The sequence below is a fragment of the Massilia hydrophila genome (genome assembly GCF_020208145.1).
GTDB lineage: Bacteria > Pseudomonadota > Gammaproteobacteria > Burkholderiales > Burkholderiaceae_D > Telluria > Telluria hydrophila.
The window spans coordinates 108,838-122,788 of record NZ_JAHYBX010000002.1 but is presented as its reverse complement, the minus strand read 5'-3'; the positions used below and the strand labels follow the sequence as shown (position 1 = coordinate 122,788).

The 13,951-nt window shown below is 66.0% G+C and carries 16 protein-coding genes; 6 read left to right on the top strand and 10 right to left on the bottom strand.

The features are described 5' to 3' along the window. Nucleotides 1–93: 93 nt before the first annotated feature. The gene (locus LE190_RS07710; RefSeq protein WP_439847475.1) at nucleotides 94–2,007 is read right to left on the bottom strand and encodes a potassium transporter Kup; all 1,914 of its coding nucleotides are present in this window, start codon (nucleotides 2,005–2,007) and stop codon (nucleotides 94–96) included. A gap of 131 nt (nucleotides 2,008–2,138) precedes the next feature. Between LE190_RS07710 and rarD the strand changes: the two genes are divergently transcribed. The 3 genes from rarD (at nucleotide 2,139) to LE190_RS07695 (ending at nucleotide 5,476) form a co-directional block, all read left to right on the top strand. After that, nucleotides 2,139–3,023, top strand: a complete 885-nt coding sequence (gene rarD / locus LE190_RS07705) for an EamA family transporter RarD (protein WP_225238180.1) — start codon at nucleotides 2,139–2,141, stop codon at nucleotides 3,021–3,023. 84 nt (nucleotides 3,024–3,107) lie between these two features. Beyond that, the gene (ettA, locus tag LE190_RS07700) at nucleotides 3,108–4,775 is read left to right on the top strand and encodes an energy-dependent translational throttle protein EttA (protein ID WP_225238179.1); all 1,668 of its coding nucleotides are present in this window, start codon (nucleotides 3,108–3,110) and stop codon (nucleotides 4,773–4,775) included. A 167-nt stretch (nucleotides 4,776–4,942) separates the two neighbouring features. Then, nucleotides 4,943–5,476, top strand: coding sequence for an REP-associated tyrosine transposase (locus LE190_RS07695; RefSeq protein WP_225238178.1), 534 nt, complete (start codon nucleotides 4,943–4,945; stop codon nucleotides 5,474–5,476). Nucleotides 5,477–5,528: 52 nt separating this feature from the next. Here the strand turns inward: LE190_RS07695 and LE190_RS07690 are convergent, their stop codons facing one another. Next, nucleotides 5,529–6,101 (bottom strand): outer membrane beta-barrel protein, encoded by a 573-nt coding sequence (locus LE190_RS07690; protein WP_224943527.1) that lies wholly within the window; start codon nucleotides 6,099–6,101, stop codon nucleotides 5,529–5,531. Nucleotides 6,102–6,278: 177 nt separating this feature from the next. Further along, nucleotides 6,279–6,875: an alpha-ketoglutarate-dependent dioxygenase AlkB family protein gene (locus LE190_RS07685; RefSeq protein ID WP_225238177.1), complete on the bottom strand. Its 597-nt coding sequence runs from the start codon at nucleotides 6,873–6,875 to the stop codon at nucleotides 6,279–6,281. 51 nt (nucleotides 6,876–6,926) lie between these two features. On the opposite strand from LE190_RS07685, the gene LE190_RS07680 reads away from it, so the two are divergent. After that, nucleotides 6,927–7,505, top strand: a complete 579-nt coding sequence (locus tag LE190_RS07680) for a putative pterin-binding protein (RefSeq protein ID WP_225238176.1) — start codon at nucleotides 6,927–6,929, stop codon at nucleotides 7,503–7,505. Nucleotides 7,506–7,512: 7 nt separating this feature from the next. On the opposite strand, the gene LE190_RS07675 is transcribed toward LE190_RS07680, so the two are convergent. The 7 genes from LE190_RS07675 to LE190_RS07645 form a co-directional block, all read right to left on the bottom strand. Continuing rightward, the gene (locus tag LE190_RS07675; RefSeq protein ID WP_225238175.1) at nucleotides 7,513–7,875 is read right to left on the bottom strand and encodes a hypothetical protein; all 363 of its coding nucleotides are present in this window, start codon (nucleotides 7,873–7,875) and stop codon (nucleotides 7,513–7,515) included. Nucleotides 7,876–7,992: 117 nt separating this feature from the next. Further along, nucleotides 7,993–8,370, bottom strand: a complete 378-nt coding sequence (locus tag LE190_RS07670; protein WP_225238174.1) for an MAPEG family protein — start codon at nucleotides 8,368–8,370, stop codon at nucleotides 7,993–7,995. A gap of 25 nt (nucleotides 8,371–8,395) precedes the next feature. Beyond that, on the bottom strand, nucleotides 8,396–9,226 hold the full coding sequence (locus LE190_RS07665) for a Rossmann-like and DUF2520 domain-containing protein (RefSeq protein WP_225238173.1): 831 nt from the start codon (nucleotides 9,224–9,226) through the stop codon (nucleotides 8,396–8,398). 1 nt (nucleotide 9,227) lies between these two features. Next, nucleotides 9,228–9,806, bottom strand: coding sequence for a DUF924 family protein (locus LE190_RS07660; protein ID WP_225238172.1), 579 nt, complete (start codon nucleotides 9,804–9,806; stop codon nucleotides 9,228–9,230). Nucleotides 9,807–9,858: 52 nt separating this feature from the next. Further along, nucleotides 9,859–10,602, bottom strand: coding sequence for an MgtC/SapB family protein (locus LE190_RS07655; RefSeq protein WP_225238171.1), 744 nt, complete (start codon nucleotides 10,600–10,602; stop codon nucleotides 9,859–9,861). 10 nt (nucleotides 10,603–10,612) lie between these two features. After that, complete coding sequence (locus LE190_RS07650) at nucleotides 10,613–10,879, bottom strand: hypothetical protein (protein ID WP_225238170.1); 267 nt, start codon at nucleotides 10,877–10,879, stop codon at nucleotides 10,613–10,615. Next, the gene (locus tag LE190_RS07645; protein ID WP_225238169.1) at nucleotides 10,879–12,720 is read right to left on the bottom strand and encodes an aminopeptidase P family protein; all 1,842 of its coding nucleotides are present in this window, start codon (nucleotides 12,718–12,720) and stop codon (nucleotides 10,879–10,881) included. The genes LE190_RS07650 and LE190_RS07645 overlap by 1 nt, the downstream gene beginning before the upstream one ends. Before the next feature lie 143 nt (nucleotides 12,721–12,863). On the opposite strand from LE190_RS07645, the gene LE190_RS07640 reads away from it, so the two are divergent. Both LE190_RS07640 and LE190_RS07635 read left to right on the top strand, forming a co-directional pair. Next, nucleotides 12,864–13,244, top strand: a complete 381-nt coding sequence (locus LE190_RS07640) for an MmcQ/YjbR family DNA-binding protein (protein ID WP_225238168.1) — start codon at nucleotides 12,864–12,866, stop codon at nucleotides 13,242–13,244. 79 nt (nucleotides 13,245–13,323) lie between these two features. Continuing rightward, the gene (locus LE190_RS07635) at nucleotides 13,324–13,950 is read left to right on the top strand and encodes a hypoxanthine-guanine phosphoribosyltransferase (RefSeq protein WP_225238167.1); all 627 of its coding nucleotides are present in this window, start codon (nucleotides 13,324–13,326) and stop codon (nucleotides 13,948–13,950) included. The last annotated feature ends 1 nt before the right edge of the window (nucleotide 13,951 follow it).

Genomic DNA, 13,951 nt, shown 5'->3' with positions numbered 1-13,951 from the left:
CGGGAAAATGTAAACCTTGAAACCACGCACCTTACCCTACGGCAGTATCACTGTGTGTCCGGCCTTTGTATTTTTTTGTAAGCCGGGCCGGGTTCAGATCTCGACCTGGGTGCCCAGTTCGATCACCCGGTTCGGTGGAATCTGGTAGTAGTCGGCGGCCGCGCGCGCATTGCGCGACAACATCGCGAACAGGTGCTCGCGCCACGGCGCCATGCCGCGTCCCGGGGCCGAGATCACGGTCTGGCGCGCGATGAAGAAGGACGTCTCCATCATCTCGAAGTTCAAGCCGAGGCCGCCGCACTGGCGCAGGATGCCGGGAATGTCCGGTTCGTCCTTGAAGCCGTACTGGACGTTGAGCTGGAAGCAGTTGTGGCCCAGTTCCACGATGTCCACCTGTTCTTCCGCCGGCACCCAGGGCTCTTCGCGCATGTGCACCGTGAGGAAGACCACACGCTCGTGCAACACCTTGTTGTGTGAGAGATTGTGCAGCAGCGCATGCGGAACGCCATCGCTTTCGCCGCGCAGGAACAGTGCGGTACCCGGCACGCGCGCCGGCGGCGCCACGAACAGCGAATCCATGAAGGCGTCCAGCGGGATCGCGTGCTTTTCCAGGTTCTCGAACACCAGCTCACGCCCCCGCTTCCAGGTCAGCATCAGGGTCAGCAGCACGCTGCCGAGCAGCAGCGGGAACCAGCCGCCATGGAACAGCTTGAGCGTGGTCGACGAGAACAGCAAGATGTCGATCACCAGGAAAAAGCCGGTCGCGCCCAGGCACAGCGCCAGCGGGAGGTGCCAGCGGTAGCGGGTGACGAAGAAAGTCAGGATGGTGGTCGCCATCATGGTGGCGGTGACCGCGATGCCGTAGGCGCCGGCCAGCTCGTCCGAGGAACCGAAGCCGATCACGGCGATCAGCACGATGGCAAGCTGCGCCCAGTTCACCGCCGGGATGTAGATCTGGCCGATCTCGCTTTCCGAAGTGTGCAGGATCCGCATGCGCGGCAGCAGGCCCAGCGCGATCGCCTGCTTCGTCATCGAATAGGTGCCGGAAATGGTCGCCTGCGAGGCGATCACGGCCGCCATGGTTGACAGCAGCACCAGCGGGATCACGCTCCAGATGCCGAGCTGGTGGAAGAAAGGATTCTCGACCGCGCCAGGGTCATTGATCAGGAGGCCACCCTGGCCAAGGTAGTTCAGCGCCAGCGCCGGGAAGCAGATCGCGAACCAGGCCAGGCGGATCGGCTTGCGACCGAAATGGCCCATGTCCGCGTACAGCGCCTCGGCCCCGGTAATCGCCAGCACCACTGCGCCCAGCGCGACAAAGGCGAGCAGCTTGTTATCCAGCATGAAGCGTAGCGCGTGCCAGGGATTGAGCGCGTTCAGGACCACCGGCGCTTCGGCGATGTTGATGACGCCCATCACGGCCAGCGCGATGAACCAGACCAGCATGACCGGCCCGAAGAAACGGCCAATGCCGGCGGTGCCATGACGCTGCACGCTGTAGAGAAGCACCAGCACCACCACTGCCAGCGGCACCACATAGTGCGACATGCCGGGCGCCGCGACTTCCAGGCCCTCGATCGCGCCCAGCACCGAAATGGCTGGCGTGATCACGCTGTCGCCGTAGAACATGGTGGCCCCCAGCACGCCGATGACCAGTAGCGGGAAATGCCAGCGCGAGGACCTGCTGACCGACGTGGTGGCCAGCGCCATCAGCGCCATGATGCCGCCTTCGCCGCGGTTGTCGGCACGCAGTACCAGGGTCACGTACTTGAGCGAGACGACGATCGTGAGGCTCCAGAAGATCAGGGACACGATGCCGAGGATGTTCGGCGTGTTGAGGGGCAGGCCATGTTCCTGGTCGAAGATCGCGCGCAGGGTATAGAGCGGGCTGGTGCCGATGTCGCCGTAGACGATGCCGACGGCTGCCAGCGTGAGCGCTGCGACACTGCTTTTTTTATTTTCGGTACTCAATTTTGCCCCGTACGAGGATTTGGTGCAGCGCACCATAAATTAGAGGAAAGGAAATTGCAAGTACATTCTGTATTAACGTGCGCGCGGAGGAAAAAGCCGACCGTGCCTGCAGAGATTGTGCGCATCGGGGATAATGGCGACCTAGCAATCGCCCTCCTTCCCTCTCCATGCGTTCCGGTATCTTGTCCGCGGCCCTGGCCTTCCTGTGCTGGGGCCTGTTCCCTATTTATTTCCATGCGATCGGCGAAGTGCCGCCGGTGCAAATCCTGGCGCACCGGGTGCTGTGGTCGCTGGCCTTTCTCCTGGTCGTACTGGCGTTCCGGCGCCAGTGGGGCTGGCTGGCGCAGGTACGCCAGCCGCGCGTGTTCTGGAGTTTCGTCGCCTCCGCCTTGCTGCTTTCGACCAATTGGCTGGCGTATATCTGGGCAGTGAACAATGGCCACGTCATCGAGGCCAGCCTCGGCTACTTCATCAACCCGCTGGTCAACATCATGTTCGGGTATCTCATACTGAAGGAGCGCCTGCGCCAGGTGCAGTGGGGTGCGATCGCGATCGCCGCGCTGGGCGTGGGCTGGCTAACCTGGCAATCGGGCACCGTGCCCTGGATCGCGCTGTTCCTGGCCGCTTCGTTCGGCGGCTATGGCCTGCTGCGCAAGACCGCGGCCCTGGGCGCGCTCGAAGGCCTGTCTTTCGAGACCATGGTGCTGTTCCCGTTCGCAGCCGCCTACGTGGCCTGGCTGAGCATGAGCGGCGAGAACGCTTTCCTGAATACGGCCTCGGACGGCACCCGCCTGCTGCTGGCCGCGGCCGGGCCGATCACGGCGATTCCGCTGCTGCTGTTCGCCAGCGGCGCACGCAGGATCCCGCTGTCGATCCTCGGCCTGCTGCAATACCTGTCGCCGACCCTCCAGTTCCTGCTGGGCGTGTGGCTGTTCCACGAGCATTTCGACAGCAAGCGCCTGGTCGGCTTCCTGATGATCTGGGCCGCGCTGGCCCTGTTCGCGGGCGAAGGCCTGTGGCGCAGCCGCAAGCGGCCTGACAGGAAAGCATGACGCACCCTGCGGGACACAAAAACCTGTGTCCCGCGCGGGTTCTGTCGTATCCTCTGCACCTTGATTCAACACCAGAGTTAAAACATGGCCAACTACGTCTATACCATGAACCGCGTGGGCAAAATCGTCCCGCCAAAGCGTCAAATCCTGAAAGATATCTCGCTGTCCTTCTTCCCGGGCGCCAAGATCGGCGTGCTGGGCCTGAACGGCTCGGGCAAGTCGACCCTGCTCAAGATCATGGCCGGCATCGACACCGACATCCAGGGCGAAGCGCGCCCGATGCCGGGCCTGAACATCGGCTACCTGCCGCAGGAACCGCAGCTCGACCCGGACAAGACCGTGCGCCAGGAAGTGGAATCCGGCCTGGGCGAAGCGTTTGAAGCCCAGGCCAAGCTGGAAGCCGTGTACGCCGCCTATGCGGAAGAAGACGCGGACTTCGACGCCCTGGCGAAGGAACAGGAGCGCCTGGAATCGATCATCGCCGCGGCCGACGGCGGCAACCTGAACCTGCAGATGGAAATGGCCGCCGACGCGCTGCGCCTGCCGCCCTGGGACCAGAAGATCGGCGTGCTGTCGGGCGGCGAGAAGCGCCGCGTGGCGCTGTGCAAGCTGCTGCTCTCCAAGCCGGACATGCTGCTGCTGGACGAGCCGACCAACCACCTGGACGCCGAATCGGTCGAGTGGCTGGAGCAGTTCCTGCTGCGCTTCCCGGGCACCGTGGTGGGCATCACCCACGACCGCTACTTCCTGGACAACGCCGCCGAATGGATTCTGGAACTGGACCGCGGTTCGGGCATCCCCTGGAAGGGCAATTACTCGTCCTGGCTGGACCAGAAGCAGGCGCGCCTGAAGCAGGAAGAAGCGACCGAGTCGGCGCGCCAGAAGGCGCTGGCCAAGGAACTCGAATGGGCACGCCAGAACCCGAAGGCACGCCAGGCCAAGTCCAAGGCTAGGTTAGCCCGCTTCAACGAACTGAGCGAGTACGAATACCAGAAGCGCAACGAGACCCAGGAGATCTTCATTCCCGTGGCCGAGCGCCTGGGCAACGAAGTCATCGAGTTCAAGAACGTCTCGAAGGCTTTTGGTGACCGCCTCTTGATCGACAACCTGTCCTTCACCGTGCCGCCGGGCGCGATCGTCGGCATCATCGGCCCGAACGGCGCCGGTAAGTCGACCCTGTTCAAGATGATCGCGGGTAAAGAGCAGCCGGACAGCGGCGAAGTCGTGATCGGCAAGACGGCCAAGGTCTCGCTGGTGGACCAGAGCCGCGACGAGCTGGCCAACAACAAGACCGTGTTCGAGGACGTCACCGGCGGTGCCGACATGCTCAGCGTGGGCCGCTTCGAGATGCCGTCGCGCGCCTATCTCGGCCGCTTCAACTTCAAGGGCTCGGACCAGCAGAAGATCGTCGGTAACCTGTCGGGCGGCGAACGCGGCCGCCTGCACCTGGCCAAGACCCTGCTGCAAGGCGGCAACGTGCTGCTGCTGGACGAACCGTCGAACGACCTCGACGTGGAAACCCTGCGCGCGCTGGAAGACGCCTTGCTCGAGTTCGCCGGCAGCGTGATGGTGATCTCGCACGACCGCTGGTTCCTGGACCGCATCGCGACCCACATCCTGGCCTTCGAAGGCAATTCGCAGGTGACCTTCTTCGACGGTAACTATCAGGAATACGAAGCCGACAAGAAGAAGCGCCTGGGCGAAGAAGGCGCCAAGCCGAAACGCATCCGCTACAAGCCGCTGACCACCTGAGCATCACCCAAGCGTTTGTTTCGTAAAGGAAATCCCCGCATCGCGGGGATTTTTTTTCGCGCGGAAACGAACGCGGCAACCCCGAGGCGGTGTGTAGAATCCTTGGCGATGAGGGCCGGTTGGCCTGGATGTCTGTTGCCTTTGCAAGGCGCGGACTGACGGAACCCATGACTGATTACCGCCACAACCGCGTCCCGGGTGGGACATTCTTTTTTACGGTGCGCCTGCTCGAACGTGGCAGCACCTTGCTCACAGACCATATCTCCGCCTTCGGTGAAGCCATGCGGCTGGCGCGCACCCGCAAGCCTTTCCATGTCGATGCCTGGGTCGTGCTGCCGGACCATGCACATGCCATGTGGACCCTGCCGCCGGGCGACCATGACTGTTCCAGCCGCTGGCGCGCGGTCAAGATCGCGTTCTCGAAAGCGCTGCGCAAGGCCGCGGTGCCGCATGCCAGCGAGGGCAGCATCTGGGAGCGGCATTACCAGCACTACCGCGTCGGCGACGACGAGGAGTACGCGGCACTGGTCGACTACACCCACCTGGACGCCGTGCGCCACGGCCATTGCAGCCACCCGCGCGACTGGCCCTGGTCTTCGCTGCACCGCTTCGTCAACGCCGGCCATGCGGCGCCGGCGCAGGAACTGATCGTGCCGCCCTGGGTACTGCGGCCACAATCGCAGGGCTTTGCCCGGCTCTAGGACCGGGCAAGAAAAAAGGCCCCGCAGGGCCTTTTCCTTGGTTGCCGTCGGCTTAGAAGGCGTATTTCGCGCCGATGGTCCAGACGTCGGCCTTGGCACCGACATCCTTGCTCTTGCCGTAGCGCTCGTATTCGCCGATCAGCGACACGTTCTGGTTCAGGCGATACTCCGCGCCCAGCGCGCCGTAGGCTTCGGTCTTGCTGCGGCTCATGTTTTGCAGCGCGTTGACCGTTTCCAGTTCACTCTTGGTGCGCGCCGCGCCCAGCTTGCCATACACCGAGAACTGCTCGTTGACCGGCACGCTGGCCTTGGCCGCCAGGTAGACGGCGTGGCCGCTGGTCTCGCCACGGGTGTTGACGCCGCCGATCGAGTAATTCACGTCCGACTTGCGGAAATCGGTGTAGCCCGCTTCCACGCCCCAGTTCTGGTTGAAATCGTAGCCACCGAAGAGCTTGCCCGAAGCCTTGTAGCCTTCGGTATCGACATTGGTGGCGCCAGAGCGCTTGAACGCATGATCGGCGCTGGCAACGCCGGCACCGACATAGGCACGCGGCGCGGTGGTCTGGGCCTGGGCCGCCGACATGGCAGCGGCGGAAGCGATCAATGCAACGATAAGCTTTTTCATGCGTGAATCCTTTACTTGACTTGGCTGGTTCACGATTCCGTATGAATCGCGATATCCCAAGATAGCATCCACGCAAGATCGAAACCGTCCCAATCCCGTAAGAACTGTAAGAAAGTGTAAATTAATGACCGATTAGTCAGATATACACAACAGAAAATGCCGAACAAAGGCGCAGTGTTAGACGATGTTACGGAAAGTTAGGTTGATACGCGCGCCAAGCGGCCTGCTTGTTTTGTTGATTCCATGCAACCAGTTGGCTTGCAAGGCTCCGCCCATGAACAACAGGCTGCCATCCGTCAGCGCCAGTTTCAGCGTTTCTCCGCTACGCCTGTGGCGCAGGATGAAGCTGCGGGTAGCGCCAAAGCTGAGCGAAGCGATGGCCGGCTCCGGGCCCAGTTCCGGTTCGTTATCGCTGTGCATGCCCATGCTGTCCCGGCCATCGCGGTAATAGTTCAGCAGCACGCTGTTGTAGGGGTGGCCGGTTGCGGCCTGCGCGGCGCGGCGCAGCGTGTCGAGCAAGGGAGTGAAGGGCAAGGGCGCCAGCGCCAGCCCCGCATAGCGGTAGCCCTTCTCGCCATGCCAGGCGCTCAGGCGCGGCTGCAGGTGGCGCTTGCCGTAGACGACGACGGTTTCCGCGCGCCACGCGGTCTCCTCGACGAGGCGGGCCAGCACGGCCTCGTTCGGCCATGGCAGCGCCAGCTGCGCCAGGAACGCCAGCTCGCCGTCGCGGATGGGGATGGGCGTGAGCGCCGCCTCTTCAGAAAACAGATCCATGCTGCGGTTTCACGCCTATGATGTCGATTTTCCACATGAGCGCATTTTCGCATGGATAAACGTCATTTCCTGGGTGCGGCACTGGCCTCCGGCGCCTTGCCCCTGGCCTCGGCCGCCAGTCCGCGCCCGCCCCGGGGGCCGGCCCTGCTGACCATCACCGGCGCCATCGGACGCAGCAACCGCGGCCCGCGCGACCCGGTGCGCGACCAGATGATGTTCAAGCAGAAGCTGGATTTTACGCGCGCGTTCGCGCTGGATTTCGACACCGTCGCGGCCTTGCCGGCCCGGACCATCCGGCCGACCCTGGAGTACGATGGCAAGCCCCATGCGCTGCGCGGCCCGCTGCTGGTGGACGTGCTGGCCCTGGCCGGCGTCCGGACCGATGGCGCCGCGCAGGTAGTGCTGCGGGCAGTGGATGGCTATGCCGCCGCGGTGCCGATGGCCCGGCTGCGGGCCTGGAACTACCTGGTGGCCACCGAGCTCGACGGCCAGCCGATGGCGCTCGGCGGCCTCGGTCCGCTGTGGGCCGTCTACGACGCGGACCGCGTGCCGGAGATGGCGGCGCGGCCAGTGCGGGAACGGTTCGGGAACTGCCCGTGGGCGCTGTACCACATCGAGGTACAGGCTTGAGCTTCGCTCAGGCGTAGGCTTCGGCCAGGCTCATCACCCGCGGGGTGACAGCGATGCCGACCCCGCTGAACAGGGCCTCGATCGCGGCCAGGTTGGCGCTGCACTCCTCGGCCTTCCAGCCGTTGAACAGGTCGCTGCCATCCTTCTGGAAATGCAGGTCCAGCACCTTGCCCTTGTCCTTGTGGACATAGCTCTGCTGGTGAGTATTCTTGAAGCCAAGCTGCGCCAGGCCGGCCAGGACGGCTTGCGGCGGATGGTCCGGATCGGTCGCCAGGAACACACCGAAGGTCTTGCCCGGCGGCTTGGCAGCGACGTCGACTTCGTAGATGCCGGGGGACCTGGTGACACTGGTGCTCTTCAGGAACAGCATGTTCTCTCCTTCTCCTGGTATCCGCGACGCCTGGCTGGCGGCACCGCATGGGTTATCAGCGTCCTAGCTTATTGCTCTCTAGGAACTTTGTCGATCTCCATGTGGTCTTTTTTCGCTTTAGCGCAGCACCAGGCCCCATACAGTGCCGCCAATTAACAACGCACTGGCCAGCATGCCGGTCACGAAGCCGATCTCGCGGCGTGCCGGATCGCGGTAGTAGCCGAGCGCGTAGGCCACCCGGCCCAGGCACCACAGCAGCCCGCCGGCGGCGGCCCAGGCATCGCCCAGGAAGAAGGCGCACAGCCACAGCGGCACCAGCAGCAGCGGCAGCTGTTCCAGCGTGTTGGCCTGTACCCGCTGGCAGCGCTGGAAGGCTTCCGGGCCTTCCATCGAAGGCGCGGGGATGCCGTGGCGGATACGCGCGCGGCCGGCGTTCACGCCAGTCCAGAAATACACGCCGAGGGCGGCCAGGGTGGCCCAGGCAGTCAGGTACATCGCTACTCCAGTCAGTGAGGAAAGTTCAGGAAACGCCGCGCTTGCGGCGGGCCAGGTCGGCGGTCGGGGCCACCAGCGCCTCGTACAGCTGTCCGGTGGCCGGGTGCCAGCGGCTGACGGCCTCCTGCTGGCGCGCCACCGTGGCATGGTCGCCGCGCGCCACCGGGCCGCTGAGCGCGGCTTCCGGTCCGAGGCGGAACACATTGGCCAGCGCCTCGCTTGCCAGCGGGCGCGCCAGTTCGCGCGCTACCTGTTCCGGGACCCCGGCCGCGACATAGGCGCGCAGGGCCGCGTCGAGCACCGTCACCAGGTAGTTCGATGCGAACACGGCGGCCGCGTGATACACCGTCTTTTGGGCAGGATCGATGCGCACGGTGCGCGCGCCGATCGTGCCGAAGCCCGCTTCCAGCACCGCCAGTGCGGCGGCATCGCCTTCCACGCCGCAATAGGTGCCGGCAAAATCGGCAGCCACCGCTTGCGGGTCGGCGAAGCTGCGCACCGGGTGCACGCTGGCGACCAGGGCACCGGCCGCACGCGCCGCCGCCAGTTCGCTGGAAGCCTTGGCGCCGCTGCAGTGGAACACGATGGCGCCGTCCAGCTGGCCAGCGGCGGCCAGGCGTTCGCAGGCCGGGACGATCGCGTCGTCGCCCACCGCCAGCATCCACACACTGGCCGGGCGCATCGCCTCCACCGAAGCGCACACGCGGCCGGCGCCGATGAAGGCGACCGCCGCGCGCGCGCTGTCCGCGCCGCGGGTCAGCACGTCCTGCACCGTAAAGGCACCGCTGGACGCGAACAGGCGCCCCAGCACCCGGCCCACGTGGCCGGCGCCGACCAGGTTCAGCGTCGGCGCCACCTCAGAAGCCGGCGCCGGGCAGGGCCAGGTAGGCCAGTTCTTCCGGCGTGGATGCGCGGCCGAGGATCGGGTTACGGTGCGGGAAGCGGCCGAAGCGCGCGATCACGCCGCGGTGGCGGTGCGCATAGTCGAGCGCTTCGCCGAAACCCTCGTGGGCGGCGGCCAGTTCGGTAAACAGGGTCACCGCCTGTTCCTGCATGCGCGCGTCTTCCGCGTGCTCGAAGGGCATGTAGGCGAACTGGCGCTCGACCGGCGACAGGGCCAGGTGCGCGCCGGATTCCACCAGCTGGTGCGCCGCCGCCAGCGCCAGCGTGTCGCCACCGAAGGATTCCGGCTGGCCGCGGTAGGCGTTGCGGGTGAACTGGTCGAGCACCAGGATGCGCGCCAGGATGCCGCGCGGGCCCTGCTCATCCCATTCGCGCAGTCCGCCGGCCACCGCCTGCTTGATCAGGCCGTCGAAGCGCTGGCGCAGCGCGGCATCGAAGGCGGCGTCCTTGCGGAACCATTCGATGCGCTGTTTGCCATGGCCCTCGCTGCCCTTGGGCAGGAACCAGAAATCGAGAACGTCTTGTGCTTGCATTGGAGTCACCCCAATTATGGATTAGGCGAAGCTATCGTTGTGATTGTTATGCTTAATTGCGGGCGTGGGACAGCTGGAAGGCTTCCAGTCCCTCGAACGCGGCCAGCTCCTCGGCCAGCTCGGCCAGCGAGGCGCCGCTCTTGCGCGACAGCGCCAGCGCCACGAAGCGCCATTCCTGGCGTCCGGCATCGCTGCTGATCGTGAGCGAGCTGCCGGCGATCTCGTAGCCGCGCTCGAGCGCGGCCTGGCGCAGCACGTCCTCGCGCGGCATCACTTCCGGCTTGAAGCGCATGCGTACCGCCACCGCGTGGCGCGAAGGCAGGATGGTTTCCAGCCGGTTCAGGTAGATCATGATCATCCCCGAAAAGAAGGCCAGGCCCATCGCCGCCAGGTAAAACCCCACGCCGACCAGGATCCCGATCGCGGACGAGGCCCAGATCGAGGCCGCGGTGGTAAGGCCGCTGATGTTGAAACCTTCGCGCATGATGACGCCGGCGCCGAGGAAGCCGATGCCGGTCACCACGCCCTGGATGATGCGGGTCGGATCGACCGGCGCCAGCACGCCGGCATGGCCGCCATACCACACGTCCGGATAGCCGGCCAGGATGGTCAGCGCGGCCGATGCCATGCACACCAGGCCATAGGTGCGCATGCCGGCCGCGCGGCCGTGGTAGGCGCGCTCGTAGCCGACCAGCAGGCCGAGCGCCAGCGCGCCCGCCAGGTGCAGCAGGATCAGCGCATTGACATAGATGCTGGATTCGGACCAGTAAGGCGCAAGCAGGGAATTGGTTGGCATAGACCTGGCTTCACGCTTCCGGCTTCTTGCGCACCAGCTGCTTCTCGAAAGCCTCGTCGTGCTTGCTGATGCGCTTGACCTCCTGCGGACCGAGGCCGTTGACGAAGGCGACGAAGTCGTCCAGCTCGAGCGGCGCGTTCAGCGCCGGCGCGCCGGGCGCCTCCGACAGGTAGAACAGGCCATCGCCCGTGCGCGCCATCGAATACGCGCCGTTCCCGGTACGCTTCTTGAGGCGCTCGACGGCCGCGCTGGCGCGGGTGGAACGGGCGCCGGCCATCAGATCGCCTCCGTGCGCAGCATCAGCCAGTCGCGCGCCGCGCCCTCGACCAGCGGCGCCAGGCGCGTACGCACCATCGCGTGGTAGGCGTTGAGCCAGGCCGCCTCGTCCTCGCGCAGCAGGGCGCGGTCGAGCGGGCGGGTGTCGATCGGGCACAGGGTCAGGGTCTCGAAGCCCAGGTAGTCGCCGAACTCGGTCGTGTCGACCAGCTGGTTCAGTACCAGGTTCTCGATCCGGATGCCCCAGCGCCCCGGGCGGTAGATGCCCGGCTCGATCGAGGTGATCATGCCCGGCTCCATCGCCGTGTGCGGGTCGGGCGGCACGCTTGGCGAAATCGACTGCGGGCCTTCGTGCACGTTCAGGAAGTAGCCGACGCCGTGGCCGGTGCCGTGGCCATAGTCGATGCCGGCGGCCCAGATCGGGGCGCGCGCGATCGCGTCCAGCAGCGGCGCGCGGGTGCCGCGCGGGAAGCGCGTCGAGGACAGGTTGATCAGGCCCTTCAGCACCAGCGTGTAGTCGCGCTTTTGCGCATCCGATGGGGTGCCGACCGGGATCACGCGCGTGATGTCGGTGGTGCCGCCCAGGTACTGGCCGCCCGAGTCGATCAGCAGCAGGCCGTCGCCCGCGATGGTCGCGCAAGTCTCCTGCGCGGCGCGGTAGTGCATGATCGCGCCATTGCTGTTGAAGCCGGCGATGGTGGAAAAGCTCGGGCTCACGAAGTGCGGACGGCGCGCGCGGGCGGCCGTGATATGGGTATCGATCGCCACTTCGTCCAGCGAAGTACGGGTATCCGGAGCGCGGCCGTCGGCCAGTTCCGCTTCCAGCCAGGCGAAGAATTCGCACAGGGCCGCGCCGTCCTGTTCCATGGCGGCGCGCACGTTGGCCGCTTCGCTCTCGCTCTTGCGCGACTTGGCGAAGGTGGTCGGGTTGATCGCTTCCACCACGTGCACGCCCTCGGCGACGGCGGCGCGCATGCCGGCGGTGACGCGGCGCGGGTCGAGCAGCAGGGTGGCGCCGTCTGGCAGCGCGCCCAGGGCGGTGGCGGCGTTGGCATAGGGCGCCAGGTGCACGCCGTCCGCTTCTAGGCGTGCGCGCAGCGCGGGCGGCACCTTGCCTTCGCCGACGAACAGGGTGGCGTCGGCGCGTCCGAGCAGCGCATGCGCCAGGAACACCGGGTTGTAGCTGACGTCGGCGCCGCGCAGGTTGAACAGGTAGGCGATGTCGTCCAGCGTCGACATGACATGGTAGCCGGCGCCGTGCTGTTCCATCGCGGCGCGGGTCGCGGCCAGTTTATCCGCGCGGCTGGTAGTGGCGAAGGGCGGCAGGTGCTCGAACACCGGGTCGGCCGGCAGCGCCGGGCGGTCGTCCCAGACCTCGTCCAGCAGGTCGAGGTCGGTGCGCAGCGCGATCCCCTTGGCCGACAGCGCATCGGCCAGCAGGCGCGCGCTGGCCAGGCCGAGCACGCGCGCATCCACCGCCACGGTCTGGCCAGGCCGCAGATTGGCCGCCAGCCAGTCCACGTGCAGCTGGCTGGCCGCGCCCGGGATCTTCATCAGGGCGATCCGGTCCGCTCCTTCGCCGCCGGCCAGTTCGGTCTCGGCCTGGGTCCAGTAGCGGCCATCGGTCCAGACGCCGGCGAAATCGGCGGTGGCGATGAAGGTGCCTACCGAGCCGGTGAAGCCGGACAGCCATTCCCTGCCCTTCCAGTGGCCGGGCAGGTATTCCGAGAGGTGCGGGTCGCTCGAGGGCACGACACAGGCGTCGATGCCGGCGCGCGCCATCGCGCTGCGCAGGAGGGCGAGTTTGCGGGAGCGGGCTTGTTCGAATTCGGGGGTGGACATGGCTTGTGGTTCAGTTGTTCTCCAAGCGACGTATGATACGCCGCAAAGCCCCGGCGTGGCGCGTCGACGTATTGCGCTACGACATCATCCGCTACAATGCGCCATCGACAGCACGACCGGCCCGGCCGGCACAGGAAACAGGCATGGATTTCGAAGCGGCCAAGACGCTCTGCCGCAGCTTCCCCGGCTGCACCGAAGACTGCAAATGGGACCACGACACCGTGTTCTCGGTGGGCGCGAAGATGTTCGCCGTGACCAACCGCGACGGCCCCTCGGCGGGATTCAGCCTGAAGGCGGACGACGCGCGTTTCCTCGAGCTCAGCGACCGTCCCGGCATCGTGCCGGCGCCCTACCTGGCGCGCGCCAAATGGGTGTTCGTCACCCCCGAGGCGCAGCTGGAAGACGCCGAATTCGCCGCCCTGCTGCGCCGTTCCTACGAGCTGGTATTCGCCAAACTCACGCGCAAGCTGCAGCGCGAGATCCTGGACGGCCACGCGGTAGGCAGCCCCACCGCCGGCACCTGAAGCCGCGCTTCCAACAGGAACGCAGCGGCCAGGACGAATGGCGCATAATCGACCCGATCCTTTTTCGACCAGAGTGAACATGCAAGACTACCACTATGACCGCGCCCGCGCGCTGCTGGCCAACGCCACCCAGATCGTCACGCCCGAGGAAGTGCAGGCCGCGGTAGCGCGCGTCGCCAGCGCGCTCAATGAGCGCTTCGGCCATCCCGAACAGAAGTCCTTCCCGCTGGTGCTGGGGGTGATGGGCGGCGCCGTGGTGTTCACCGGCCACCTGCTGCCGCAGCTCGACTTCCCGCTCGAATTCGACTACATCCACGTCAGCCGCTACGGCGACGCCGACCGCGGCGGAGAGATCGTCTGGAAGGTGATCCCGCGCCAGGACGTGGCCGGACGCACCATCGTGGTGGTGGACGACATCCTGGACGAAGGAGAAACCCTGGCCCATGTGAAGCAGCGCCTGCTCGACATGGGCGCGGCCGAGGTGATCGTCGCGGTGTTCGCCGACAAGGACCTCAAGCGCGCCAAGCCGATCCAGGCCGACCTGGTGGGCTTGACCCTGCCGAACGAGTTCGTGGTCGGCTTCGGCATGGACGTGTACAACTACTGGCGCAATTTGCCGGGACTGTGGTCGATCAACCAGAAAGACCTCAGCGCGGCCGAGCCGGAACCGGCATTCCCGGTGCCGGACGCGAAGCGCCTGGACTGAC